The sequence below is a fragment of the Brevundimonas sp. SS2672 genome, from assembly GCF_059579685.1.
The window spans coordinates 2,946,460-2,971,397 of sequence record NZ_CM184201.1; the positions used below are offsets into that span (position 1 = coordinate 2,946,460).

At 68.3% G+C, this 24,938-nt stretch carries 20 protein-coding genes; 8 read left to right on the forward strand and 12 right to left on the reverse strand.

What is annotated here, in order from left to right:
• Positions 1–42 precede the first annotated feature (42 nt).
• The 3 genes from AC52GN_RS14820 (at position 43) to fabB (ending at position 2,529) form a co-directional block, all read left to right on the forward strand.
• Positions 43–615, forward strand: a complete 573-nt coding sequence (locus tag AC52GN_RS14820; RefSeq protein WP_338577336.1) for an SH3 domain-containing protein — start codon at positions 43–45, stop codon at positions 613–615.
• Between the two features lie 80 nt (positions 616–695).
• Positions 696–1,235: a 3-hydroxyacyl-[acyl-carrier-protein] dehydratase FabA gene (gene fabA, locus AC52GN_RS14825; protein ID WP_291780798.1), complete on the forward strand. Its 540-nt coding sequence runs from the start codon at positions 696–698 to the stop codon at positions 1,233–1,235.
• Between the two features lie 64 nt (positions 1,236–1,299).
• Positions 1,300–2,529, forward strand: coding sequence for a beta-ketoacyl-ACP synthase I (gene fabB, locus AC52GN_RS14830; RefSeq protein WP_338577338.1), 1,230 nt, complete (start codon positions 1,300–1,302; stop codon positions 2,527–2,529).
• A 329-nt stretch (positions 2,530–2,858) separates the two neighbouring features.
• Here fabB and AC52GN_RS14835 read toward each other — a convergent pair whose 3' ends face one another.
• Both AC52GN_RS14835 and AC52GN_RS14840 read right to left on the reverse strand, forming a co-directional pair.
• A complete protein-coding gene (locus AC52GN_RS14835) occupies positions 2,859–4,190 on the reverse strand; it encodes a S1C family serine protease (protein ID WP_496527580.1) in 1,332 nt (443 codons plus the stop codon).
• Positions 4,191–4,318: 128 nt separating this feature from the next.
• The gene (locus tag AC52GN_RS14840; RefSeq protein ID WP_496527581.1) at positions 4,319–5,509 is read right to left on the reverse strand and encodes an acyl-CoA dehydrogenase; all 1,191 of its coding nucleotides are present in this window, start codon (positions 5,507–5,509) and stop codon (positions 4,319–4,321) included.
• 141 nt (positions 5,510–5,650) lie between these two features.
• On the opposite strand from AC52GN_RS14840, the gene AC52GN_RS14845 reads away from it, so the two are divergent.
• Positions 5,651–5,917, forward strand: coding sequence for a DUF6356 family protein (locus AC52GN_RS14845; protein ID WP_496527582.1), 267 nt, complete (start codon positions 5,651–5,653; stop codon positions 5,915–5,917).
• On the opposite strand, the gene AC52GN_RS14850 is transcribed toward AC52GN_RS14845, so the two are convergent.
• The 7 genes from AC52GN_RS14850 to AC52GN_RS14880 all read right to left on the reverse strand — a co-directional run bounded on the left by AC52GN_RS14850 (position 5,914) and on the right by AC52GN_RS14880 (position 17,436).
• Positions 5,914–6,348, reverse strand: coding sequence for a putative signal transducing protein (locus AC52GN_RS14850; RefSeq protein ID WP_496527583.1), 435 nt, complete (start codon positions 6,346–6,348; stop codon positions 5,914–5,916). The genes AC52GN_RS14845 and AC52GN_RS14850 overlap by 4 nt on opposite strands.
• Before the next feature lie 90 nt (positions 6,349–6,438).
• Positions 6,439–7,935: a 2-oxoglutarate dehydrogenase complex dihydrolipoyllysine-residue succinyltransferase gene (odhB, locus tag AC52GN_RS14855; RefSeq protein ID WP_496527584.1), complete on the reverse strand. Its 1,497-nt coding sequence runs from the start codon at positions 7,933–7,935 to the stop codon at positions 6,439–6,441.
• Positions 7,936–7,990: 55 nt separating this feature from the next.
• A complete protein-coding gene (locus AC52GN_RS14860; protein WP_496527585.1) occupies positions 7,991–11,011 on the reverse strand; it encodes a 2-oxoglutarate dehydrogenase E1 component in 3,021 nt (1,006 codons plus the stop codon).
• A gap of 395 nt (positions 11,012–11,406) precedes the next feature.
• On the reverse strand, positions 11,407–12,309 hold the full coding sequence (sucD, locus tag AC52GN_RS14865; protein ID WP_291780771.1) for a succinate--CoA ligase subunit alpha: 903 nt from the start codon (positions 12,307–12,309) through the stop codon (positions 11,407–11,409).
• A 46-nt stretch (positions 12,310–12,355) separates the two neighbouring features.
• The gene (gene sucC, locus AC52GN_RS14870; RefSeq protein ID WP_338577352.1) at positions 12,356–13,546 is read right to left on the reverse strand and encodes an ADP-forming succinate--CoA ligase subunit beta; all 1,191 of its coding nucleotides are present in this window, start codon (positions 13,544–13,546) and stop codon (positions 12,356–12,358) included.
• Between the two features lie 166 nt (positions 13,547–13,712).
• On the reverse strand, positions 13,713–15,086 hold the full coding sequence (locus AC52GN_RS14875; RefSeq protein WP_496527586.1) for a spinster family MFS transporter: 1,374 nt from the start codon (positions 15,084–15,086) through the stop codon (positions 13,713–13,715).
• A 133-nt stretch (positions 15,087–15,219) separates the two neighbouring features.
• Positions 15,220–17,436: a TonB-dependent receptor gene (locus AC52GN_RS14880; protein WP_496527587.1), complete on the reverse strand. Its 2,217-nt coding sequence runs from the start codon at positions 17,434–17,436 to the stop codon at positions 15,220–15,222.
• Positions 17,437–17,613: 177 nt separating this feature from the next.
• Between AC52GN_RS14880 and AC52GN_RS14885 the strand changes: the two genes are divergently transcribed.
• Together AC52GN_RS14885 and AC52GN_RS14890 are read left to right on the forward strand one after the other, a co-directional pair.
• On the forward strand, positions 17,614–18,342 hold the full coding sequence (locus AC52GN_RS14885) for a TetR/AcrR family transcriptional regulator (protein ID WP_453988091.1): 729 nt from the start codon (positions 17,614–17,616) through the stop codon (positions 18,340–18,342).
• On the forward strand, positions 18,339–19,109 hold the full coding sequence (locus AC52GN_RS14890; protein ID WP_496527588.1) for a LytTR family DNA-binding domain-containing protein: 771 nt from the start codon (positions 18,339–18,341) through the stop codon (positions 19,107–19,109). Before AC52GN_RS14885 ends, AC52GN_RS14890 begins: the two co-directional genes overlap by 4 nt.
• A gap of 4 nt (positions 19,110–19,113) precedes the next feature.
• Here AC52GN_RS14890 and AC52GN_RS14895 read toward each other — a convergent pair whose 3' ends face one another.
• The 3 genes from AC52GN_RS14895 to AC52GN_RS14905 all read right to left on the reverse strand — a co-directional run bounded on the left by AC52GN_RS14895 (position 19,114) and on the right by AC52GN_RS14905 (position 22,236).
• Positions 19,114–20,094 (reverse strand): magnesium transporter CorA family protein, encoded by a 981-nt coding sequence (locus tag AC52GN_RS14895; protein WP_312219917.1) that lies wholly within the window; start codon positions 20,092–20,094, stop codon positions 19,114–19,116.
• Positions 20,095–20,315: 221 nt separating this feature from the next.
• Positions 20,316–21,791 carry a carotenoid oxygenase family protein gene (locus AC52GN_RS14900; RefSeq protein ID WP_496527589.1) on the reverse strand — a complete coding sequence of 492 codons (1,476 nt, stop codon included), beginning with the start codon at positions 21,789–21,791 and terminating at the stop codon, positions 20,316–20,318.
• Positions 21,792–21,816: 25 nt separating this feature from the next.
• On the reverse strand, positions 21,817–22,236 hold the full coding sequence (locus AC52GN_RS14905; protein WP_496527590.1) for a DUF2141 domain-containing protein: 420 nt from the start codon (positions 22,234–22,236) through the stop codon (positions 21,817–21,819).
• A 210-nt stretch (positions 22,237–22,446) separates the two neighbouring features.
• Here AC52GN_RS14905 and rpe point away from each other — a divergent pair, with 210 nt between their 5' ends.
• Both rpe and AC52GN_RS14915 read left to right on the forward strand, forming a co-directional pair.
• On the forward strand, positions 22,447–23,127 hold the full coding sequence (gene rpe / locus AC52GN_RS14910; RefSeq protein ID WP_291780743.1) for a ribulose-phosphate 3-epimerase: 681 nt from the start codon (positions 22,447–22,449) through the stop codon (positions 23,125–23,127).
• Positions 23,124–24,938 carry a heparinase II/III family protein gene (locus AC52GN_RS14915; protein ID WP_346485262.1) on the forward strand — a complete coding sequence of 605 codons (1,815 nt, stop codon included), beginning with the start codon at positions 23,124–23,126 and terminating at the stop codon, positions 24,936–24,938. The genes rpe and AC52GN_RS14915 overlap by 4 nt, the downstream gene beginning before the upstream one ends.

Genomic DNA, 24,938 nt, shown 5'->3' on the forward strand with positions numbered 1-24,938 from the left:
GTTTTCCACGGGCGGCGCCCGTTCGGAACGGGTCGATATTCGGTGTCTAGCAAAGCTGCGGTCAGGTTCAAAAGGGCGCCTCGCGTCGCGGCCCTCGCCGCTGTCCTGACGACCGGGGTTCTGCTGTCGGCGGGCGCCACCATGCCGGACGGCCGCCCGACCCCCACGGGGCTGGAGGTGCCGCGCTGGGTGACTCTCAAATCGTCGCAGGTGCGCGCGCGTCAGGGGCCAGGCCTGGACTATCGCATCCTGTGGGAATATCGCGCCGCCGGCCTGCCCGTTCAGGTGATCGCCGAAACCCGCGAGTGGCGAAAGATCTGCGATCCCGACGGCTCCGTGGCCTGGATCCACCGCACCGTCGCCTCGGGCCGCCGCAGCGTCTTCAACCGCTCGGACGAGGCCGTGCCGATCCGGTCCGGTCGGTCCGAGACCGCTTCCATCCGCGCCCTCCTGTCGCCGCACGCCCTGATCCCCCTGGACGAATGCGAGGACGGCTGGTGCCGGGTGCGGGCGCGCAAGCTGCGCGGCTGGGTGCAGCAGAGGGCGGTCTTCGGCGCCCAGGAGCGCGCCCTGTGCAACGCCGCCCGCCCGGCCGGAACCGGCCGCGCCTCCTGATCTCATATAGTGACGGCATGGTTGAGCGCGGCCTCCGGGTCGTGTAACCCGCCAGCAACACCTTTCGGAGCCGATTTCCCTTGAGCCAGTCGCAATATCCGTCGTCGTTCGATCACGAAGGCCTGCTGGCCTCGGGCCGGGGCGAGCTGTTCGGTCCGGGCAACGCCCAGCTGCCGGCGCCGCCCATGCTGATGTTCGACCGGATCAAGACCATCTCCGCCGACGGCGGCGACTACGGCAAGGGCTATGTCGAGGCCGAACTCGACATCAACCCCGACCTCTGGTTCTTCCAGTGCCACTTCATCGGCGATCCGGTCATGCCGGGCTGCCTGGGCCTGGACGCCATGTGGCAGCTGGTCGGCTTCTACCTCGGCTGGATCGGCGGACCGGGCAAGGGCCGCGCCCTGGGCGTCGGCGAGGTCAAATTCACCGGCCAGGTGACGCCGGACGTCAAGAAGGTGGTCTATAAGGTTCACCTGAAGCGCGTCATCAATCGCAAGCTGGTCATGGGCATCGCCGACGGCGTGCTCGAGGCCGACGGCGAGGTCATCTACACCTGTCAGGATATGCGCGTCGGCCTGTTCGGCGGCGCGGCCACGGTGGAACCGAGCGCCGCCTGACCCCACTTGATGGGATAGCTGCGGCCAACGCGGCGCCCGAAGACTTTGTAGGATTGGAAACACCATGCGGCGTGTCGTCGTCACCGGCCTGGGCATCGTCTCTTCCATCGGCACCGGCCAGGATCAGGTCGCGGCCTCCCTGCGCGACGCCAAATCAGGCGTCCAGCACGCCGCCGACCACGCCAAGTACGGCTTCCGCTCCCAGGTCTGGGCGCCGCCGGCCCTGGGTCACACGGCCGAGGACTGGGCGCCTCTGGTCGATCGCCGCGCCGCTCGCTTCCTGGCCAACGGCACGGCCTGGGCGCACATCGCCTTTGAAGAGGCGCTGAAGGACAGCGGCCTGTCCGCCGAAGAGATCAAGGACCCGCGCATCGGCCTGATCGTCGGCGAGGGCGGGCCCTCGACCCAGGTGATCCTGCAGGCCGCCGCCACCACGGTTGAAAAGGGCTCGCCCAAGCGCGTCGGCCCCTTCGCCGTGCCCAAGGCCATGGCGTCCGGCCCCTCGGCCGTCCTGGCCACCTGGTTCGAGCTTAAGGGCGTCAACTATTCGATCAGCTCGGCCTGCGCGACCAGCGCCCACTGCATCGGCGCGGCCGCCGAGCAGATCGCCTGGGGCAAGCAGGACGTGGTCTTCGCCGGCGGCTGCGAGGACATCGACTGGTCCATGTCGAACATGTTCGACGCCATGGGCGCCATGTCCTCCAACTTCAACGACACGCCCGACAAGGCCAGCCGCGCCTATGACACGACGCGCGACGGCTTCGTCATCGCCGGCGGCGCGGGCATCGTGGTGCTGGAAGAATACGAACGCGCGGTGGCGCGCGGCGCGACCATCTACGCCGAAGTCACCGGCTACGGCGCCAACTCTGACGGCTACGACATGGTGGCCCCCTCGGGCGAGGGCGCCGAGCGCTGCATGAAGATCGCGCTGGAGATGGCCGGCAATCCCAAGATCGACTACCTGAACCCGCACGGCACCTCGACGCCGGTCGGCGACAGCAAGGAGATGGGCGCGGTGCGCAACGTCTTCGGCGACGCCATGCCGATGATCTCCTCGACCAAGTCGCTGACGGGCCACTCGCTGGGCGCGGCGGGCGCGCAGGAGGCCATCTACTGCCTGTTGATGATGAAGCACGGCTTCGCCGCCGAGAGCGCCCACATCGAGACCCTGGACCCCGAGTTCGAGGGCATGCCGATCCTGCGTCAGCGCCACGACGGCGAGCTGAAGCACGTCATGTCCAACAGCTTCGGCTTCGGCGGGACCAACGCCACCTTGATCCTGTCGAAGGTCTAAGCTTCACCGATCGGGAAAATCCGAAGCGACACGAAAACGCCCCCATTCGGTCCTTCGCCCGCCCGGAAGGGCGCGCACACATGCACCATCGGCCTGTCGGAGTTCGGAAAAGTCCCGGATCCTGAACAGCCCCCCCAGCCCCCTGGATTTTTCCGCGTAAAGGGCTCTGGCGGGCCGATGCTTCCTCCAAGCGACGCCCGCGCCTGTCCCTCCTCCCCTCCCCGGCAGCGCGGGCGTTTTGCTGTCCGCTTCCCGCCAGACGCACAAGACTTCGCCCGCGCGACGCCGGGTCACGCGGGCGATTCCAACAAGCCTTCAGATGAGTGGGATCAGGCCGGCAGGTCGATCTCGACCCGCTCGTTGTCGCGCAGCACGATGATCGGCACGACCGTCTCGCCTGCGGCCTGCAGACGCTGGGCCAGATCCTTCATGTCGGCGATCTCGGCGCCGTTCGCCTGGACCACCACGTCGCCGGCCTGGAAACCCGCCGCGGCGGCGGACGATCCCGCCTCGACCACGGCGATCTGGACGCCCCCGCCCGAGGCCGGATTGCGCATCGTCAGACCCCGCGCCATGGCCGCCTGGGCGCCCAGGCGCACCGGCGCCGGATCGGACGGCTCGACCGTCAGCCGGGTCGAGGCCTCGCGGCCGTCGCGCAGATAGACGACCGGCATCTGGGTCCCGGCGCGGGCGATGCCGACCGTGGCCTGAACCGAACCGGCGTTGGCCACCGGGCGGTCCTGGATGCGCGTCAGCACGTCGCCGGGCTTCAGCCCCGCCTTCTCGCCCGCCGAGCCCGGCTCGACGTCATAGACCACGGCGCCGCGCACGATGTTCAGCCCGACCTCGCGCGCGCGCTCGGCCGTCAGGGAGCCGAGGCCCAGGCCGACGCGGCCGCGCTTGACCTCGCCGGTGGCGCGCAGCTGGTCGACCACGAACATCATGATGCGCGTCGGCACGGCGAAGGCGATGCCGTCGTTGCCGCCGCCGAAACCGCCCGACAGGATGGCGGTGTTGATGCCGATCAACCGCCCCCGGCTGTCCAGCAGCGGCCCGCCCGAGTTGCCCGAGTTCACCGCCGCGTCGGTCTGGATGTAGTCCTCGATGGCGTCGCCCATGCCCGAGCGGTTCAGACCCGAGATGACGCCCATGGTCAGGGTCTGGTCCAGGCCCAGGGGATAGCCGACGGCGAAGGCCAGGTCGCCGCTGCGCAGGGTGTCGGAATCCACCGTCGCCACCTGCGACAGGCCCGTGGCGTCGATCTTCAGCACGGCGATGTCGGTCGCCTTGTCCGCGCCGATCAGGGTGGCGTCGAACAGCCGCCCGTCGATCAGGTCGACCGTGAACTTCTGGCCGTTCTCGATGACGTGGTGGTTGGTGACGATGATGCCTTCGCGCGCGTCGATGATGACGCCCGACCCGCCCTGCGAGGGCTTGGGATTGTTTTCCGAGCTGGGACCGCGCGACTGGCCCAGGGTCGTCACCTGGACCACGGCGGGCAGGCTTTCCTCCAGGCCGGCGGCGAAGGTGAAGACGCCGCGCCGGGCGTCATAGGGCATGGCCGCGACCGGCGACTGGACGGCTGCGGCCGCAGCCTGGGCCATGCCGCTGAAGCTGAAGATCGCCAGGGCGGCGCCGGCCAGCAGGCTGTGTTTGGTCATTCCCGTTTCCTTCACGCGTCGACCGTTCTCGGCCGACAGACTGGCGAGCATCGCCGCCCCGCAGGCGAGACAAACGCGCGACAACGGCAAAGGATCGTCGCGTCGCGCGTTTTCTGCAACGCTTGCGATCAGAAGGCGGCTTCGCCGGTGATGGCGCGGCCGAGGATGAGGGCGTGAACGTCGTGCGCGCCCTCATAGGTGTTGACGGTTTCGAGGTTCATGGCGTGGCGCATGACGTGCAGTTCGCCGGTGATCCCGGCCCCGCCGTGCATGTCGCGGGCCTCGCGCGCGACGGCCAGGGCCTTGCCGCAGTTGTTGCGCTTCATCAGGCTGATGGCCTCGGGAACCCAAGCGCCGGTGTCCAGCAGACGGCCCAGGGCGTAGGCGCCCTCGAAGCCCAGGAAGATCTCGGTCTGCATGTCGGCCAGCTTCTTCTGCACCAGCTGGCGCGACGACAGCGGACGGCCGAACAGGGTGCGCTCGGCCACATAGTCGCGGCTGGCGTGGAGGCAGAACTCCGCCGCGCCCATCGCGCCCCAGGCGATGCCGAAGCGCGCCTTGTTCAGGCAGGAGAACGGCCCCCGCAGCCCCTGCACCCCCGGCAGGAGATTGGCTTCCGGCACGAAGACGTCGTTCAGGCCGATGTCGCCCGTCACCGAGGCGCGAAGCGACAGCTTGTCGCCGATCTTGCCGGTGGTGAAGCCGTCGAAGTCGCGCTCGACGATGAAGCCGCGGATCTTGCCGTCCAGCTTGGCCCAGACGATGGCCAGGTCGGCGATGGGCGAGTTGGTGATCCAGTATTTGCCGCCGTTCAGACGATAGCCGCCGTCGACCGCGACCGCCGTGGTCTTCATCGAGGCCGGGTCCGACCCGCCGTCGGCCTCGGTCAGGCCGAAGCAGCCGACCAGTTCGCCCGCCGCCATCTTGGGCAGGAACTTCGCCTTCTGCTCATCCGAGCCGAAGGCGTAGATCGGATACATGGCCAGCGACGACTGCACCGACATGGCCGAACGATAGCCGCTGTCGATCGCCTCGACCTCGCGGGCGATCAGGCCGTAGGCGACGTGCGATGCTTCGGAGCCGCCGTACTGCTCGGGCAGCATGGCGCCGAGGAAGCCCATCTCGCCCATCTCGGTCATGATGGCGCGATCGAAGACCTCGTCGCGGAAGGCGGCGACCACGCGCGGCAGCAGGGCCTCGCGCGCATAGGACCGCGCCGCATCCTGAACCATCCGCTCCTCGTCCGTCAGGCGCCCCGTCAGGTCGAACGGATCATCCCAGCGGAAGGTTTGGGCGGAAGGGGTCTTGCCGTCGGCCATCGGTCGTCCTTGTGCGTCTGAGTAAGGGGCTCACGCGGGATTGAAGCGGCGTGACGAAGCGTCCCCTGTTGCTGCGGCGGGTTTAAGCCAGAATGCGGCCGCCGGGTAGAGGGACCGGCGCGAGCACGCTAGGCTGTCGTCATGTCGAACGCTTTCAACCGCCTGTTCCGCGACCACCCGCGCGAGGTCAACGAGACCTATGTCGAGCATATGGCCGCCTCGTCGCGCTTCGGCTTCAAGCTGCTGCGCCTGGCGGGTTGCGCCTTCATCCACGCCGTCACGCCGGGCCTGCACAAGACCACGGTGTCCGACGCCATTCGCGGCATGGCCCAGGACATGGGCGGCCGCGCCGCCGAGGCCCGCGAGTGCCGGATGCGCGACGCGGGCGTCTGGGACGTCGGCCTCTAGGCGCTGAACACCCCGACCAACCACAGGACCAGCGACAGCAGTACCACCACGCCCAGGATCGCCAGGCCCGCCCACTGAAAGGCGCCGAAGCGACGCGGCATGCTTGTGCCGACAAAGCCCGCGCCGGTCGCGACGGCGAACAGGGCCAGCCCTCGCGACGCCGCGCGAACCGTCGAATCCGGTCCGTCCAGATCATCGCCTTCGCCGGTCGCGAACTCGCCGGTCCCGGCGCGCGCCAGCAGGTCGCGCGCCTGCGCCGCCTGATCCGCCCGCCCCATCAGACGGATGCCGAGAGCGCGCTGCATCAGGGGATCGACCGTGGTCTGGAACCGCTCGGTCACAGACACCTCGATGTCGTGCGACGCCAGGAAGGCGGCCGCCAGATCGGCCTCATAGACGTCTTGATAGCGGGCGATCTCGACCAGGCTCATGCCGCCAGCCTAGCACGCCTGCGGGACGCGCAATTGAAAACGGCGAGATCCGAAGATCCCGCCGTCGTCAATCGTTCGCGGTGCGCGGACTTACAGGTCCAGCAGGGCGCGCGCGGGGTCTTCCAGCAGTTCCTTGATGCGGACCAGGAAGGTCACGGCTTCCTTGCCGTCGACGATGCGGTGATCGTAGCTGAGGGCCAGGTACATCATCGGACGGATCTTGACCTCGCCGTTGATGGCCATCGGACGCTGCACGATGTTGTGCATGCCCAGGATGCCCGACTGCGGCGCGTTCAGGATCGGCGTCGACATCAGCGAGCCGTAGGTGCCGCCGTTGGTGATGGTGAAGGTGCCGCCCTGCATCTGGTCCATGGTCAGGGCGCCGTCACGGGCGGCCTTGCCCAGGGCGCCGATGCCCTTTTCGATGCCGGCCAGCGACAGGACGTCGGCGTCGCGCAGCACCGGAACCACCAAGCCCTTGTCGGTGCCGACGGCGATGCCGATGTCGTAGTGGTTCTTGTAGATGATGTCCGTGCCGTCGATCTCGGCGTTGACGGCCGGGATTTCATGCAGGGCTTGAACCACGGCCTTGGTGAAGAAGGACATGAAGCCCAGCTTCACGCCGTGGCGCTTCTCGAAGACTTCCTTGTACTGGGCGCGCAGGGCCATGACGTTGGTCATGTCCACCTCGTTGAAGGTGGTCAGCTGGGCGGCCGTGTTCTGGGATTCCTTCAGGCGGCGGGCGATGGTCTGACGCAGGCGCGTCATCTTCACCCGCTCTTCGCGCGGCTGGTCGGCGCGCGGGGCGGCCGGAGCAGCAGCGGCGGGCGCAGCCCGGGCGGCGGCGCCGATGGCGGCGATGGCGTCGGCCTTGGTGATGTTGCCCTTCGGACCCGAGGCCGACAACGAAGCCGGGTTCAGGTTGTTTTCCGAAACGACGCGCTGAACGGCGGGCGACAGGTGAGCCGAAGCGGGAGCCTGCGCCGAACCCGTGTTGGCCGGAGCGGCGGCCGGGGCCGGAGCAGCCGCAGCGGCGGCGCCCGAGGCGGCGACCGAACCGATCACCTGACCGGGGGTCACGGTGTCGCCGTCAGCGGCGATGATGGTCAGGACGCCGGCGGCCGGGGCCGAGACTTCCACGGCCACCTTGTCGGTCTCGATCTCGACCAGCAGTTCGTCCTTGGCGACGGTGTCGCCCGACTTCTTCAGCCAGGTTCCGATCGAGCCTTCGGCGACGCTCTCGCCCATGGTCGGCACGGCGATGTCGACCGCGGCGCCGCCCGAAGCCGCCGGAGCAGCGGCGGGCGCAGCAGCAGCCGGAGCCGGAGCCGGGGCCGAAGCAGCGGCCGCGCCGCCTTCGGTCACGGCGCCCAGCACCGTGCCGGGAACGACCGTGTCGCCTTCACCGGCGTTGATCGCCGACAGCACGCCGTCGGCGGGGGCGACGACTTCCAGCGAGACCTTGTCGGTTTCCAGCTCGACCAGGACTTCGTCCTTCTTCACGGCGTCGCCGACCTTCTTGGTCCACTTGGCGATGGAGGCTTCGGCGACGGATTCACCGAGGGCGGGGGTCAGGATATCGGCCATCTTCAGTGTCTTTTCGTGTCTGAACTTTGCTTGTCTTTTAGGTCAGGCGCGGCGGTCAGGCCATGGCCTCGGCGAGGAAGGTCTCGAGTTCCTTCAGGTGGCGGCTCATCAGGCCCGCGGCGGTCGAGGCCGAAGCCGGACGACCGACGTAGCGCGCGCGCTTGGCCTTCACGTCCATCTTCTCGAGCGTCAGCTCGATCCACGGATCGACGAAGGTCCAGCCGCCCATGTTCTTCGGCTCTTCCTGGCACCACACCAGGTCAGCGTTGGGGAAGCGCGCCAGTTCCGCCGAGATCGACTTGATCGGCCACGGATAGAACTGTTCCAGACGCAGGATGTAGATGTCGTTGACGCCCGCCTTCTCGCGCGCGTCCAGCAGGTCGTAATAGACCTTGCCCGAGCAGACGATGACCTTGCGGATGTCCTTGTCGGCCTTGAGCGTGACGCCCGCCACGTCCGGACGCAGCTGGGCGTCGTCGCGCAGCACGCGGTGGAAGGACGAACCCTCGGCCATGTCGGCCAGGGTCGAGACGGCCTTCTTGTGACGCAGCAGCGACTTGGGCGTCATTAGGATCAGCGGCTTGCGGAACGAGCGATGCAGCTGGCGACGCAGGATGTGGAAGTAGTTGGCCGGCGTCGTGCAGTTGGCGACCTGCATGTTGTTCTCGGCGCACTGCTGCAGGAAGCGCTCAAGGCGCGCCGAGGAGTGCTCGGGGCCCTGGCCTTCATAACCGTGCGGCAGAAGCATCACCAGGCCGCTCATCCGCAGCCACTTGCGCTCGCCCGACGAGATGAACTGGTCGATCACCACCTGGGCGCCGTTCACGAAGTCGCCGAACTGGCCTTCCCACATGGTCAGGGTGTTCGGGTCGGCCAGCGAATAGCCGTACTCGAAGCCCAGCACCGCCTCTTCCGACAGGGCCGAATCGATGACCTCGAAATGGGCCTGACCGTCGCGAAGGTTGTTCAACGGGAAGTAGCGCTGCTCGGTCGTCTGATCGGTGACGCCCGAGTGACGCTGCGAGAAGGTGCCGCGCACCGAGTCCTGACCCGACAGACGGACGTTGTAGCCTTCGTCCAGCAGGCTGGCGAAGGCCAGGCTCTCAGCCGTGGCCCAATCGATGTTCTGGCCGCTCGACACCGCCTCGCGACGGCCGTCGATGACGCGCTTCAGCGTCTTGTGCACGTCGACGCTGTTCGGGATGGTCGTCAGGCGGTGGCCGAAGTCCTTGAGCTTGTCGGCCGGGACGGCGGTGTCGCCGCGCTGCGCGGCGTCATCGGTGTTTTCGGCGCCCAGGCCCTTCCACTCGCCGTCCAGCCAGTCGGCCTTCTTGGCTTCAAAGGTCTTTCCGGCCTCGAACTCGGCGTCGAGATAGGCCTCGAAGCGGGCGATCTCGGCGTCGACCTCGGCCTGGGTGATGACGCCCTCGCCGATCAGGCGCTTGGCGTAGATCTCCAGCGTCGAAGGCTGGCTCTTGATCTTCGCGTACATCAGCGGCTGGGTGAAGGTCGGGTCGTCGCCTTCGTTGTGGCCGAAGCGGCGGTAGCAGAACATGTCCACCACCACGTCCTTGTGGAACTTCTGGCGGTATTCGGTGGCCACCTTGGCGGCGAAGACGACCGCTTCGGGATCGTCGCCGTTGACGTGGAAGATCGGCGCCTGGACCATCAGGGCCACATCCGACGGATAGGGCGACGAGCGCGAGTTGCGCGGGCTGGTGGTGAAGCCGATCTGGTTGTTGATGACGAAGTGCAGGGTGCCGCCCGTGCGGTAGCCCTTCAGTCCCATCAGGGCGAAGCACTCGGCCACGACGCCCTGGCCGGCGAAGGCCGCGTCGCCGTGGATCAGCAGGGGGGCGACCTTGGAGCGGTCCAGCACCCATTCGACGTCCGGCTTGCCGACATTGACCTCGGCCTCGCGGATGTCGAAGGCCTGTTTGGCGCGCGACTTGCCGAGGACGACCGGGTTGACGATCTCGAGGTGCGACGGGTTGGCGGTCAGCGACAGGTGGACGCTGTGGCCGTCGAACTCACGGTCCGACGAGGCGCCCATGTGGTATTTGACGTCGCCCGAGCCCTCGATGTCCGAAGGGACGGAAGATCCGCCCTGGAACTCGTGGAAGATGGCCTTGTAGGGCTTGCCCATGACGGCCGCGAGGACGTTCAGGCGGCCGCGGTGCGCCATGCCCAGAACGATTTCGTCGACGCCCAGGGCGCCGCCGCGCTTGATGACCTGCTCCAGCGCAGGAACCATGGCCTCGCCGCCGTCCAGGCCGAAGCGCTTGGTGCCGGGGAAGCGCTTGTGCAGGAAGCGCTCGAAGCCTTCCGCTTCGGCCAGCTTCTTGAAGATGGCCAGCTTGCCTTCCTTGGTGAAGGCGTTCTGCTCGAACTTGTCCGGGCCTTCGAAACGCTGCTGCAGCCAGGCCTTCTCTTCCGGCTCGGCGATGTGCATGAACTGCACGCCGATGTTGCCGCAGTAGGTGCGCTTGAGGATCTCCAGCACCTGGCGGACCGAGCCGGTCTCCAGACCCAGCACGCCGTCCAGGAAGATCGGGCGATCCATGTCGGCGGCGGTGAAGCCGTAGAACTCGGGCGTCAGCTCCGGGTTCTGGATCGGCGGCTCGATGCCCAGCGGGTCGAGGTTGGCCTGGAGATGGCCGCGCACGCGATAGGCGCGGATCAGCATCAGGGCGCGGATAGAATCGTGGGCGGCGGCGCGCACGTCGGCGGCTGAAACGGCGCCGGCGGCGTCGGCAACCGGAGCGGCCGGACGCGGGCCGGGCTTGCCGGCGGCCTTGGGGTCGACCTTGGGGGCCGGCCAGCGGCCGTCGAACACGGCGGTTTCCTCGGTCGGCTCGGTCGCGCCCGAACGGCCCCAGGAGCCGGCGGCGGCCGACTGCTTCACCAGGTCGGCGTTGTCCTTCAGCTGATCGAAGAAGGCGCGCCACTCCCCCGACACCGAGCCGGGGTCCGAAGCCCATTTTTCGTGCAGGTCCTCAATGAAGGCGGCGTTCGCGCCATAGAGGAAGGAGGTCTCGGCAAAGACCTGGTTCAGCCGACCCGCATCGTCCGCCATTTTTCTTTCAATCGTCCCTTTACAACCGCCCGCGCACAGCCGCGCGGAGAGCAGCGCCGTTCATATAGGCCCTGTTTCCTTACTGGTCATGACCGAAGGGAGGCGGAGCGGGTGGGATTTGGTCAGAATCAGCAAGAAAAAACGCCCCCGGACGATTCCGGAGGCGTTACAAAAGGTCACACGGCGCGAAAAACGTCCCCGGAACGCGGATAGGTTAGACTTTGGTCTAATCCGCCGCCCCGCCGACGTCGCACCCGCCCTTAGGTGAATCCGGCGCTCAAGCCGCGAGCGACCGCGTCGCGAGCATAGCGCCGCGCCTCTCAAAAAGGCGCTGAAGCAGCGAGCCGCCGCGCGGCGAGCGATAGCGCCCGCACGCGCAGCGTGCGCTGAAGGATTTAGCCCTTCAGCACTTCCACCAGAGTCGTGCCCAGGCGCGCCGGCGACGGCGACACGCGGATGCCCGCGGCCTCCATGGCGGCGATCTTGGATTCCGCATCGCCCTTGCCGCCCGAGACGACGGCGCCGGCGTGGCCCATGGTGCGGCCCTTCGGCGCCGTACGGCCCGCGATGAAGCCGGCCATCGGCTTCTTGCGGCCCTTCTTGGCTTCGTCGATCAGGAACTGGGCGGCGTCTTCTTCAGCCGCGCCGCCGATTTCGCCGATCATGATGATGGACTCGGTGGCGTCGTCGGCCAGGAACATTTCCAGCACGTCGATGAACTCGGTGCCCTTGACCGGGTCGCCGCCGATGCCGACGGCCGTGGTCTGGCCCAGGCCTTCGTTGGTGGTCTGGAACACGGCTTCATAGGTGAGGGTGCCCGAACGCGAGACGATGCCCACGTTGCCCTTCTTGAAGATGTTGCCCGGCATGATGCCGATCTTGCACTCTTCCGGGGTCAGGACGCCGGGGCAGTTCGGGCCCAGCAGGCGCGAGTTCGAACGGTCCAGACGCGCCTTGACGCGCACCATGTCCTGCACCGGAATGCCTTCGGTGATGCAGGTGATGAAGGGGATCTCGGCGTCGATGGCTTCGATGATGGCGTCGGCCGCGCCTGCCGGCGGAACGTAGATCACCGTGGCGTCGGCGCCGGTGCGCTCCTTGCCTTCGGCGACCGAGGCGAAGATCGGCAGGGTTTCACCGTGCGAGCCGGTCCAGGTCTGGCCGCCCTTGGTCGGGTGCACGCCGCCGACCATCTTGGTGTTGTAATAGGCCAGCGCCTGTTCGGTGTGGAAGCCGCCGGTCTTGCCGGTCAGGCCCTGAACCAGGATCTTGGTGTCTTTGTTGACAAGGATGGACATGTGTCTGTGCTCTGAATTCTGTGTGTCTGCTGGGCGGTAGCGGCGCTTAGGCGACCGCCGCGACGATCTTCTGGGCGGCGTCGTCCAGGTCGTCGGCGGCCTGGATGGTCAGGCCCGACTCGTTCAGGATTTTCTTGCCCAGCTCGGCGTTCGTGCCTTCCAGACGCACGACCAGCGGCACCTTCAGGCCCACTTCCTTCACCGCGGCCACGACGCCCTCGGCGATGACGTCGCACTTCATGATGCCGCCGAAGATGTTGACCAGGATGCCCTCGACCTTCGGGTCGGCGGTGATGATCTTGAAGGCCGCCGCGACCTTGTCCTTGCCGGCGCCGCCGCCGACGTCGCAGAAGTTGGCGGGCTCTTTGCCGTACAGCTTGATGATGTCCATCGTCGCCATGGCCAGGCCGGCGCCGTTGACCATGCAGCCGATGTTGCCGTCCAGCGCCACATAGGCGAGGTCCCACTTCGAGGCCTCGATCTCCTTGGCGTCTTCTTCGGTCTCGTCACGCAGGGCGCGGATGTCTTCGTGGCGATACAGGGCGTTGCCGTCGAACGAAACCTTGGCGTCCAGAACGCGCAGGTGGCCGTTCTCCATGACGATCAGCGGGTTGATCTCGAGCATGTCCATGTCCTTCTCGACGAAGGCCTTGTACAGGATCGGGAACAGCGACTTGCCGTCTTCGGCGGCCGAACCGGTCAGCTCCAGCGCCGCATTGATGGCGGCGACGTTCTCGGCGGTGACGCCGGCTTCCGGGTTGATGGCGATGGTGTGGATCTTTTCCGGGGTGGCGTGGGCCACTTCCTCGATGTCCATGCCGCCTTCGGTCGAGACGACGAAGGCCGTCTGACCGACCGAACGGTCGACCAGCAGCGAGCAGTACAGCTCACGGGCGATGTCGGCGCCGTCTTCGATGTACAGGCGGTTGACCTGCTTGCCGGCCTCGCCCGTCTGGGCGGTGACCAGGGTGTTGCCCAGCATTTCCTTGGCGTGGGCGACGGCTTCCTCGATCGAGAAGGCCAGACGCACGCCGCCCTTGGCCTCGGCGCCCAGTTCCTTGAACTTGCCCTTGCCGCGGCCGCCGGCGTGGATCTGCGACTTCACGACATAGAGCGGGCCAGGCAGTTGCTTGGCGGCGGCTTCGGCCTGGTCGGCCGAGGTGATGGCGACGCCGTCCGCGACCGGGGCGCCGTAGCCCTTGAGGACCTGCTTGGCCTGATACTCGTGAATGTTCATGTCTGATCCGCGCCGTTTAGGGAGGTTTGTGGAAACTTTGGCCGCGCTTATAGGCGTCGCGCCTTCGCCAGCGCAACCGCCTGTCGTCTTATGGCCTCATGAGGATTTTCTTATGCCGGGCGGCGGGCCTCGCCGGACCCGCCGCCCAGGGCTGTTCTAGGAGCCGTTAGTCGACCCAGTCCTTCTGGAGCGTGCGCGAGGCGCCGAACAGCAGGGCCGAGGACAGCAGGTAGAAGCCCATGCCCGTATAGATGGCCCAACGCAGGCTCTCCTCGCCGAAGGCCGGCCGCAGCATGTCGCTCATCCAGCCGAAGTAGTAGATGCCGACGGCGATCCCCAGCAGGTTGTTGATCAGCAGGAACAGGGCCGAGGCCGTGGTCCGCATGGTCGGGCTGGCCAGATGCTGCACCGCCGCCGTGATCGGCCCCAGCCAGGTCAGGTTCAGACCCGTCGGGATCAGGAAGATCAGGAAGGCCAGGGCCAGGGCGGCGAAGCCGTTGGGGTCCGAGCCCGGCATGACCGCGCCCACCACCGCGCCTGAATTCATCGCTAGGATGAAGCACGGCACCGAAATCAGGAAGGCGATCGCCGGCGTCAGCGGATAGGCCCCCTTGGATTTCCTGCCCAGCCGGTCGGCCATGGCGCCGCCCAGCCAGATGCCCGCCACCCCGCCGACCAGGACGATGGCGGAGTAGTACCAGGCCGTCTGCGACAGGGTCAGACCGAAGCTGCGCATGAAGAAGCTGGGCAGCCAGGCGGCCACGCCGTAGCCGCACACAGAGGACGAGGCCGCGCCGAACGCCAGCAGCCAGAAACTGGGCTTGGGGGCCAGGGTGCGCACCACCGCCTTGAAGGGCGGGGCTTTCGGCGTTTCGACGGGGGCGACTGCGGCAGCGGCCGGCTCGATGTCCAACCCTCCGCGCTTGGGATCCTTGACCGTCAGGCGCAGGACAGGCGCGACCAGCACGCCCAGGACGCCGACCACGATGAAGGCCGTGCGCCAGCCGTAGGTCGCCGCCAGCAAGCCGCCGACCAGGGTACCCGCCGCCATGCCCAGCGGAATGCCGAAGGCGTAGGCCGCCAGGGCCCGCGCCCGCTGGGACTTGGGGAAGTAGTCGGCGATCAGGGAATAGGCCGGGGCCACGCCGCCCGCCTCGCCGATGCCCACGCCCATCCGGCACAGGAATAGGGAGCCGAAGCCGCCCGCCAGGCCGCACAGGGCGGTGAAGCCCGACCACAGCGTCAGGGCGCCGGTCATGATCCACACCCGGCTGAACCGGTCGGCCAGCCAGGCGATCGGGATGGCCAGGGTGGAATAGAGCAGGGCGAAGGCCAGCCCGCCCAGCAGGCCGAACTGGCTGTCGCTGAGGTTGAACTCGGCCTTCAGCGGCGCGGCCAGAATGCCGATGATCTGCCGATCCAGGAAGTTCAGCATGTAGATGAGGATCAGGATCCCCAGCACATAGTAGCGATAGCCCGGCGAGGCGGTTTGCGCCTCGACCGTTCCCGCCTGGGCCTTTGCGGCCTCAATCTGATTCATGGGCCTTCCCCGACTGGCTGCTGCGGCGACGGTAGCGGCCCGACGGCCGCGCGCCACGAAAAAGAAGGGCGGCGGCTCCAACGAACCGCCGCCCGCGATCATGTGATCAGGCGCTCAGGAGGAGAGCTCCGACTCAGAACTTCAGTCCGACCGTGGCCGTCACGGTGCGCGGAGCGCCGTAGTAGCCGATCATGGAGTCGCCGAAGAGGGCGCCGGGGAAGACGTAGCCGCCAACCCGGTACTGCTCATCCGACAGGTTCTTGCCGTGGACGCCCACAGTCAGACGATCATCCGAAGACGTCCACACCAGGCTGGCGTCGAACATCCAGAAGGCGTCCTGGTCCAGAATCGGGGTGGCCGTTTCGAACAGTTGGTAAGCGCCACGATAGGAGGCCGAGGGCAGGAAGGCGACGCTCGACCCATTGGCCATCCAGTGAGTGTAGACCGCGCCGATCGAGCCGGTCCATTCCGGCGTGTTCTGGAAGTCGCGCTCATCCGAGACATCGACAATGCAGCCCGGCTGAGCCGGGCAGGTCGGGCTGCCGGGAATATAGGCGAGGAATTCGTCGAACTCGGCGTCGGTATAGCTGAGCATGCCGTTCAGCATCAGGTTGTCGGTCACCCGCAGACGCCCCTCAAACTCCCAACCACGAATGCTGGAGGAGCCGACGTTGTCCACCACCGAGGCGATCCCTGTCGCCGTCGGGTACTGGGTGGTGATCTGCTGATCCTTGTACGAGGAGTCGTAGATGGCCGTGGCGAAGTTCAGACGGTTGTCGAACAGCGACCCCTTGAGGCCGATCTCCCAGGTTTCGACGGTTTCGGGGTTATAGCCTTTGACCGTGTCGGGATAGGCGGCGGCGTCGCCGCGCATGTCGAAACCGCCCGACTTGAAGCCCTGCCCCCAGGAGGCATAGGTCGTCAGATCGCCGTTCAGCTTGTAGGAGACGCTGACCCGCGGCGTGAATTTCTCGAACTCGCGCGTCGCCGTGTAGTCGGTCAGCGGATTGCCCAGCGGAAGGGCCGATCCATTGCCGAAGTCGGGGCTGCGAATGCCGAGATACTGCTGACGGAAGACGGTCCCGGTCTTTTCGTCATGGGTCCAGCGCGCGCCGACCGACAGCGACAGGGCGTCGGTCAGATCATAGCTGAAGTCGCCAAAGACGGCGTAGCTCTTGGTGTCCACCGAACCGGCGGTAAGAATGGTCAGGTCGGCCAGGCCCAGGACGGTGTCGAAAGCGCCCGACGCCGTGGCGTCGAGGTAGTAGACCCCGGCCACGCCCGACCAGCGGTCGCCGTTGAAGACGGCCTGGAATTCCTGACTGAACTGGTCGTCGTCGTAACGGGCCGGAATGTCGAGGATCGGCTGCGGCAGGTTGTCGAAGTCGATGTTGCCGCGCGTCAAGCCGTCGCGATAGGCGGTGACCGACTTCAGCGTCAGCCATTCATTGACGTTCCACTCGCCGGTCAGCGAGACGCCCTTGGCTTCGACCCGGTTCGCATCGCCCGCGCCAGCATTGGTGTCATAGACGTCAGCCGGGCTGGGCGCCAGTTCGCGGTGACCGTGACGAGCGTTGGAGTCGTCTTTCACGATGTCGCCGGCTAGACGGAAGAACAGGCTGTCCGTCGGCGTCCATTCAGCGCTGAAGCGGGCCGCAGTCACGTCCTTATTGTAGTGCTCATTGCCCGTGTTCAGGTTCGTGCCGTAACCGTCGCGAAGGTACCGGGCGACGGCGGCCGAGACTGCGAACTTCTCATTAAACGGCAGTTCCGCCGAGGCGATCAGGTCGCGCTGATTGTAACTGCCGTAAGAGGCGCGAACCTGGCCTTCCGGCTCATCGGCGTCGATGCGTTTGGTGACGTATTTGATCGCGCCGCCGATGGTGTTGCGGCCATACAGGGTGCCTTGCGGGCCCCGCAGGATTTCGATGCGCTGAATGTCGAAGATGTCCAGAACAGCCGCCTGCGGGCGTGCGATATAGACATCGTCCATGTAGAGGCCGACCCCCGGCTCGAAGCCCCACAGCGGATCCTGCTGGCCCACGCCCCGGATGAAGGAGATCAGGGTCGAGTTGGAGCCGCGGGCGGCCTGAAGCGTCAGGCTGGGCGCCGAACGCGTCAGTTCGGTGATGTCGGCCGAACCCGACTGTTCCAACTGTTCGGACGAGAAGGCGGAAACCGCCACCGGCACGTCCTTGAGCGCTTCGTCACGACGGCGTGCGCTGACGATGATGTCATCCACGGAGGAGACCTGCTCACCGACCGATGGAGCCTCCTGCGCCTGAGCGGCCGCAGCCATCACGCCGAATGCGGCGCCCGCCAGCAGGGCGGTCTTCACGAGTCTGTTCATGTGCATCCCAATCTTGTTTCCGGCCCGATGACGCTTTTTATTCAGCGTTCAATGATTTTCAGCATAGGTGACCGGGTTTCGGCCGCCTGTCAAACGGCCAAGCCTGATTTCCGTCACGGAAGAGCCCGCCCTGTGGCGCCGTTGCACTAACCCCCGAAGCGCGACTAGCTTCCGGCCATGACGAAGAGCGACCTGCCGCCGCCCCAGATTCCAGCCCCGCCCGCCGCCCCGGCGCGACGCGGGCGGCCCAAGAAGTCCAAGGCGGCCGTCGCCGGGGAGACGCGCGAGGCCATCCTGAACGCGGCCGAGGACCTGTTCTCCAAGCATGGCTTCTATGGCGTCACCATCCGCGAGGTGGCGCGCGAGGCGGGCGTGGATACGGCCCTGGTCCACTATTATTTCGGGGCCAAGAAGGAGCTGTTCGACGCCGTCTTCAACCGCCGCGCCGAGGTGTGGAACGCCGAGCGCGTGGCCGCGGTCGACCGCTACGCGGAGGCGGCGGGCGAGACCATGACGCTGGAGGGGTTGTTCGAGGCCTTCCTGCGCCCGCCGTTCCAGTGGTCGCTGAAGGGCGGGCCGGGGTGGAAGCACTATGCCGCCCTGGTGGCCCAGACCAACGCCAACCCGGCCTTCGGCGGCGAAACCATGGCCCGCTATTTCGACCCGGCGATCCGTCGCCTGCTGGAGTTGGTCAAGCGCATCATGCCCGAGGCGGATGAGGCCGACCTCTACTGGGCCTATCACAACCTGTCGGGCGCTCTGACCCTGACGCTGGGCGAGACGGGGCGTCTGGACCGCCTGTCGGGCGGGCTGTGCCGCTCGGGCGATCTGGACAGCGCCTGCGACTACATGGTGCGGTTCGCCGCCGCCGGCTTCCGCGCCGTCTGCGGTCCGACCCGCGCGTGACTCCTCGACTGGACTTCTCGCCAGGCTCCAAGGCGCGCGACTTCCTGCGCGGCCTGGCGGTCGCTGTAGGGGCGGGCGTCTTCCTGGCGCTCGGCGGCGCCTTCGGCTCCAACGGCGCGCCGCTGGCGCAGCGTCTGGCCTATTGGATGCCCGTGCTCGTCGTAGGCGGCCTGTGGGGGCACCTGTGCAGCCTGCTGGTCGAACGGTTCATCGACGTGGACGCGCGCCCGTGGCTGGGCGTCGCCGCCCTGACCCTGGTCATCACCGGGCCGTTGACCCTCATGGTCTGGGCCCTGACCGGCCTGATGTTCGAGGGGCGACTGCGCCACGCCGACGACCTGGCCCACTTCTTCCCGCCCGTGGCCCTGATCACCGCCGTACTGAGCGCCCTCAACGTCTTTCTGGGCCGCAAGCAGCCCGTCGAGACCCACGCCGCCGCGCCGGGCGACGCGCCCGCCCGCTTCCTGGACCGCCTGCCCTCGAAACTGCGCGGCGGGCGCCTGATCGCCGTCCAGGCCGAGGATCACTATCTGCGCCTGCACACGGACAGGGGCTCGGACCTGATCCTGATGCGCCTGTCGGACGCCCTGGCGGAACTGGAAGGGCTGGAGGGCGCCCAGACCCATCGCAGCTGGTGGGCGGCCCGTGACGCCGTGGCCTCGGTCGCGCGCGGCGACGGCCGCGCAGCCCTGACGCTGGACGGGGGACTGGTCGTCCCCGTCAGCCGTCGCTACGCCAAGGCCCTGCGCGACGCGGGCTGGTGGTGAGCCCCTACAGCCAGCGCTTCTTGCGGAAGTAGAAATACGGCAGAGCCGCCGACAGCACCATGGCGCCGACCGCCGCCGGATAGCCGTAACGCCAGTGCAGCTCCGGCATGACATCGAAGTTCATGCCGTAGATGGAGGCGATCAGCGTCGGCGGCAGCAGGGCCACGGCGGCGACCGAGAAGATCTTGATGATCTGGTTCTGCTCCAGGTTGATCAGCCCCAGGGTGGCGTCCATCAGGAAGGTCACCTTGGACGACATCGAGATGCTGAGCTCGCTCAGCGCCGCCGCATCGCGCTGCATAAGACGCAGGGTCTGGCGCGCTTCGCGGTCGGCCTTGCCGGGGGCGCGGGAGGCCGACAGCGCCGCGTGATAGGCCAGCAGCCGTTGCAGGCTGGACAGGCTCTCGCGGATCAGGGCCAGGAAGTCCCCGGCCCGACCAATGTCCTGGATCACCGACTGCAGGTTGTGGCTTTCCATGGCGCGGGGGTCGCGCTTGCGGAAGATCAGCCGCGAAATGCCCTCCAGCTCGACCCCCTTGGCCTCCAGGGCGTCGGCATAGCGATCGATGATGGCTTCGATCAGCCCCAGCATGATGCTCTCGCCGGTCGCCAGCCTCTCGCCCGGCTTGTTGGTGGCGTGGGCGATGAAGACGGGAAAGGCGCGCGGCTGGCCATAGCGCACCGTCACCAGTCGCCCGCCCTTGAGAATGAAGCTCACCGGCGTCTTGACCGGATCATGGGTCTCCAGATCCGTGGCCACGGCGGCGATCATGAAGACGCCGCCGTCCTCGGCGTAAAGGCGGGCGGACGGTTCAACGTCGTCCATCTCGTCCCGGCTGGGAAGATCGATGCCGGTCAGGGTCTCCAGCGCGGCCGCCTCCTCGGCGGTCGGGGAGACGAGGTCGATCCAGCAGGCGGGGCCGTGTTCCACGGCCGTATCCAGGCGCACGAGCCGATCGGCGCGCCAGTCATAGGCGTTCAGCATAAGTCGCTTCCTTTCGCGAGGACCCTCGCGCGGAAGCGGAGCGTCCTCAGAGCGTCGAAGAAGTTGAAGACGGACTTCGGTCTTCGGGGTTCATCTGAGGGTTTCCAAAAGACGCCGCCCCACGATAGGCATCTGGGCGGCGCAGGGGTCTTGGCCCGTTCGACGGCGGGGGTCAACCGCCCGTCGACGGACGGCGATGAGGACAAGGCGGGATGTGGCTTTCACGCCCAGTTTCCGTGGAAGGCCGCCGGCAGGGCCACATCGGCGCGCCAGGTGGCGACCGGGCCGTCCTCGACGTGCATCAGGTTCAGGACGTGCAGTTCGCTGACCCCCGCCTTCAGATTGATGGTCGGACCGACCAGCCAGGCGTCGGCCTCGTGCGTCCCGCCGGGCTTGGGGACATAGACCATCTCGTCCGTCACATGATCGGGGCCGAAGTCGAAGGACCGGGTGCGCCCCGACGACCAGTCGGTGACGGCGACCGCCGAGGCCAGGGGCCGGTCGGCGCGCTCGCCCGTGGTGTGCAGGCTGAAGCGACGCGCCAGACCGGCCCGGCGCGGGTCGCTGCGCGGGAACTCGCCGACGACGCCGGTCCGCTCCAGCCGCCCGCGCCCGTTCGGCGACAGCACGACCATGGCCAGTTCAGCCGGTTCTCCGCCCAGGGGCACGCCGTTCAGCACCTCCTGGGCGCCGCGCGCGGCGAAATCCATGTCCTTGTGCGCGCACAGGTCGAAGCGGATCGTGCCGTCCGGCTCGTCCCAGGCGTCGCCGACGTGGAAGAAGCCGAAGGGCGGCAGGTCGTACAGGCGTCGCTGCGACAGGTCGGCCTTGTCCACCACCAGCACCTGGGTTCCCGCCTCGGGCGTCCAGTCGAAGCCCGCCGACATCGGCGCCACGTTGCGGACATGGACCCAGGGCTGCAGCACGATGACCAGATTACGGGCCGTGGCGCTGAAGTCGTGGATGTAGCTGGCGCGCGGCAGGGCGATCACCTCGGCGTCCTCCAGCGACCCGTCCGCCGCCAGGCGCCACACCATGGCCTGTTCGCCGTTCACGCCCAGATTCCAGATGCGGCCGTCCGGTTCGATGCGCGGATGGGCCAGGAAGGGCATGTTCTTCAGGTCGGGACGCAGGGTGACGAAGTCTTCTGTCGCCAGAGTCTCGGGATCCATGGCCAGCGGCGAGCCGGCCTCCCACAGGGCCCAAAGCCTGCCGCCGACCTTGTGCACCGAGGTGTTGGCCGGGCTGGCGTCGTCGGCCGAGCCGATGCGGGCGCGCGGATCGCCGACAGTGCCGAAGCCGGGCATCAGCATGGCCCCGACCTCAGCCTCCTGGCGCCGCTTGCTGGTGTCGGCGAAGCGGGCGGCCAAGGTCGCCTGACCGTCCTGAATACGCCAGCGGCGGATCAGGCCGTCGCCGTCGAACCAGTGCTGGGACGAGCCGCCTGGGCGCCGGAACTTGGCCGGACCGTTGCGGTAGAGGCTGCCTGACAACCCCTCGGGCGCCCGGCCGTGCGCCAGGCGCAGGGCGCGCGGCGCGATATCGCCCTCGACGTCGGCGGTGGCCAGGGACCAGTCGGAGGCGACGGCCAGGGCCTGGGCCGCGCGCGCCACGTCGGGCGTCAGCACACGGGCGGCGGCCAGGGCGCCGGAAAGGGCGGCGGCGCCCATGAACAGGGTGCGACGAGTCGGGATCATGACAACGTCTCCTGGCGTTCTGGACCTAGCGGATGCGGATGGTCTGGGCCGTGGCGCCCGAGACATCGAAACGGGCGCGCTCCCACCTGGCCGGGCCCATGTGGCCGACCGCATTGTTGGAGAAGGCGAAGGGCTCGGTCGGCATGCCGAAGGGATTCACGTCCATCTTTCCGTTGGCGTTGACGTCGTGGAACGCCTTCATCCCGTAGGCGCCGGCGGGCAGGTTCTCGAACACGGCGGCGCGGTCGCCCGCCGCCACGTCAACCCGGGCCACGCGGCTGGGCGCCCCGGTTTCATAGGCCGCCTCATCGGCATAGAGGGCGACCATGACCGCCCCCTTCTCCGCCCCGGTCTCGAAGGTGAAGGTCAAGCGATGGCCCGAAGGCTGAGCGGCAGCCGGAACGGCGAAGGCGAGGACGGCGGCGACGGCGAGCAGGCGGATCATGACGAGGTCCTTTCGGGGACGGTGGAGCGGTTCGCCGCCGTCCTTGCGTCGACCGGCTGCGCCTCGCCAGCGGCCTTGCGCCCTCGACCGCCGCGCCTTCGCCAACGACCACCGCCGACCGTTCGCGAAGCGCGAATGGACGCCTCCCTCGGCAACTGCGTCAGCGGCCCGGCTTGCCCCTCGCCGCCGAGGGCCGTAAGTCGCACAGTCATGACCCAGACGACCGCGACCGCCCCGCTGATCTGCCCCTCCATCCTGGCCAGCGACTTCTCCAAGCTGGGCGAGGAGATCCGCGCGCTGGAGACGGCCGGCGCCGACTGGATTCACGTCGACGTCATGGACGGCCATTTCGTGCCCAACCTGACCATCGGCCCGGACGTGGTGAAGGCCCTGCGCCCGCACACCAGCCTGCCGTTCGACGTGCACCTGATGGTCGCTCCGGTCGACAACTGGCTGGAGGCCTATCGCGCGGCGGGCGCCGACATCATGAGCGTCCACCCCGAAAGCGGCCCGCACGTCCACCGCACGCTGGGCCAGATTCGTCAGCTGGGCGCAAAGGCCGGCCTCGTCTTCAACCCGGGCACGCCGCTGAGCGTGCTGGAGGAGACCGTGGAGATGGTGGACCTGGTGCTGATCATGTCGGTCAATCCCGGCTTCGGCGGTCAGAAATTCATCGAGACCTCGCTGAGGAAGATCGAGCGCGCCCGCGCCATCCTCGACCGCGCCGGGTCCAAGGCCCATCTTCAGGTCGACGGCGGCGTGGTCGCCGCCAACGCCGGAGCCTGCGTCGCCGCCGGAGCCGACGCCCTGGTCGCGGGCTCCTTCGTCTTCAAGGGCGGACCGGACGCCTACGCCGCCAACATCCAGGCCCTGAAGGCCGCCGCCGCGTGAGTCCCCTCGGCCCCTTCGCCCCGCGCGATAGCGACGTCCCCCTGGCCGAGGGGCACATCCCCGGTCTGAAGGGCGCGCCCCTGCGGACCCCCGTGCGCGCCGCCTCGGGCGCCCGGCCCGACCCGCGCCTTTGGGCCTCGGTCGCCAAGGGACTGGCCGCGCGCCAGGCGTGGATCGAGCTTTACGGCCTGCCCGGCTACGGCCTGACCCTGGGCGGCCCCACGGCCGAGGGCTTCGCCGTCAGTCCGCGTGACTTCCGCCCCCTGCCCGAAGAGGCGCCGCGCCCCCTGCTGTCGGGCAAGCTGACGCTGGCCGGCCTCAGCCTGGACGCCGAGACCCCGCTGGAGCTGTGGAACAGCCCCACCCCCAGCCGCGCCTTCGCGGTCGAACTGCACGGCTTCGCCTGGCTGCCCGCCATGATGGCCCAGGGCGATCGCGGCGCGCGCGAGGCCCTGGCCATGACCCTGGCCTGGCGCGAGGTGTTCAGCCGCTGGTCGCCCTTCTCCTGGGATCCCGACATCCTGGCCCGCCGCGTCTATCATCTGGCCTGCGCCGGACGGCGGCTGGCGGGCGTGGCGACCGAGGTCGAGCGCCTGCAACTGACGGACATCCTGGCCCACCAGGCGCGCCAGCTGCTGCGCCCGCCCGGCGGGATCATGGGCCGCGCCGAGCGCCTGACCGCCGCCGCCGTCGCCGGCTGCGCTCTGACCGGCAAGGCCGGCGCCGCCATCCGCAACAAGGCGCTGAAACGCCTGCCCGGCGCCCTGGCCGCCACCGTCGCCCCTGACGGCGCCCACGCCACGCGCGCGCCGGAGATGGGGCTGGAGCTGCTGCTCGACCTGCTGACGCTGGACGACGCCCTGGCCCAGCTGTCGGAGGTGACGCCCGAGCCGGTGGCCGAGGCCATCTCGCGCCTGACCCTGGCCCTGCGCGTCCAGACCCTGCCCGACCGCCGCCTGGCCGTCTTCCAGGGCGGCGGCCCCTCGACGCCGGAACGCATCGCCGCCGCCCGCGCCCATGACGATGCGCCCGCCGCCCCGGCCGGCGGCCTCGTCGGCGGCCTGTTGCGCGTCTCCAGCCCGCTGCTGACCGTCATGATCGATGTCGAGGCCCCGGCCCGCAACGCCTGGTCGGCCGCCGCCTGCGGCCAGCCCGCCGCCCTGGAGGTCGTCTGCGGCCGCGACCGCCTGTTCACCTCGGCCGGATGGACCCCGCGCGCCCTGGACCGCCAGGCCCTGCGCCTGACGCCCGGCGCCTCCACCCTGACCCTGGGCGAACAGCCGCTGGGCGAACCCCTGTCGGGCTGGAAGGGCGAGTTACTGGGCCCGCGTCTCGTCGGCCCCGCCCTTCATGTCACGCGCCAGCACCAGGAAGGCGACGGCGCCGTCTGGCTGGAGGTCGAGCACGACGGCTGGATGCCGCTGTACGGCCTGATGCACCAGCGTCGTCTCTACATCGACCAGCGTCTTGACGAGCTGCGCGCCGAAGAGCGGCTGCATCCGCCCGAAGGCCGTCCCGAAGCGACCCGCGCCATCGCCGCCCCCTACGCCCTGCGCTTCCAGCTCGAGCCGGGCGTTCAGGCCTCGCTGGCCCGCGACCGCCGCTCCATCCTGCTGCGCGGCCCGTCCGGGCGCGGCTGGTGGTTCCGCAGCGACGGCCCCGACGTGGCCATCGAGCCCGCCGTCCACATCGACGAAGGCCTGACCCGCCGTTCCTTGCAGATCGTCGTGCGCGGCTCGGCCCGCACCGACGCCGAGACCAAGGTCCGCTGGAAGCTGAGCCCCGCCGGCGCGAGCGGCGATCCGAGCTGA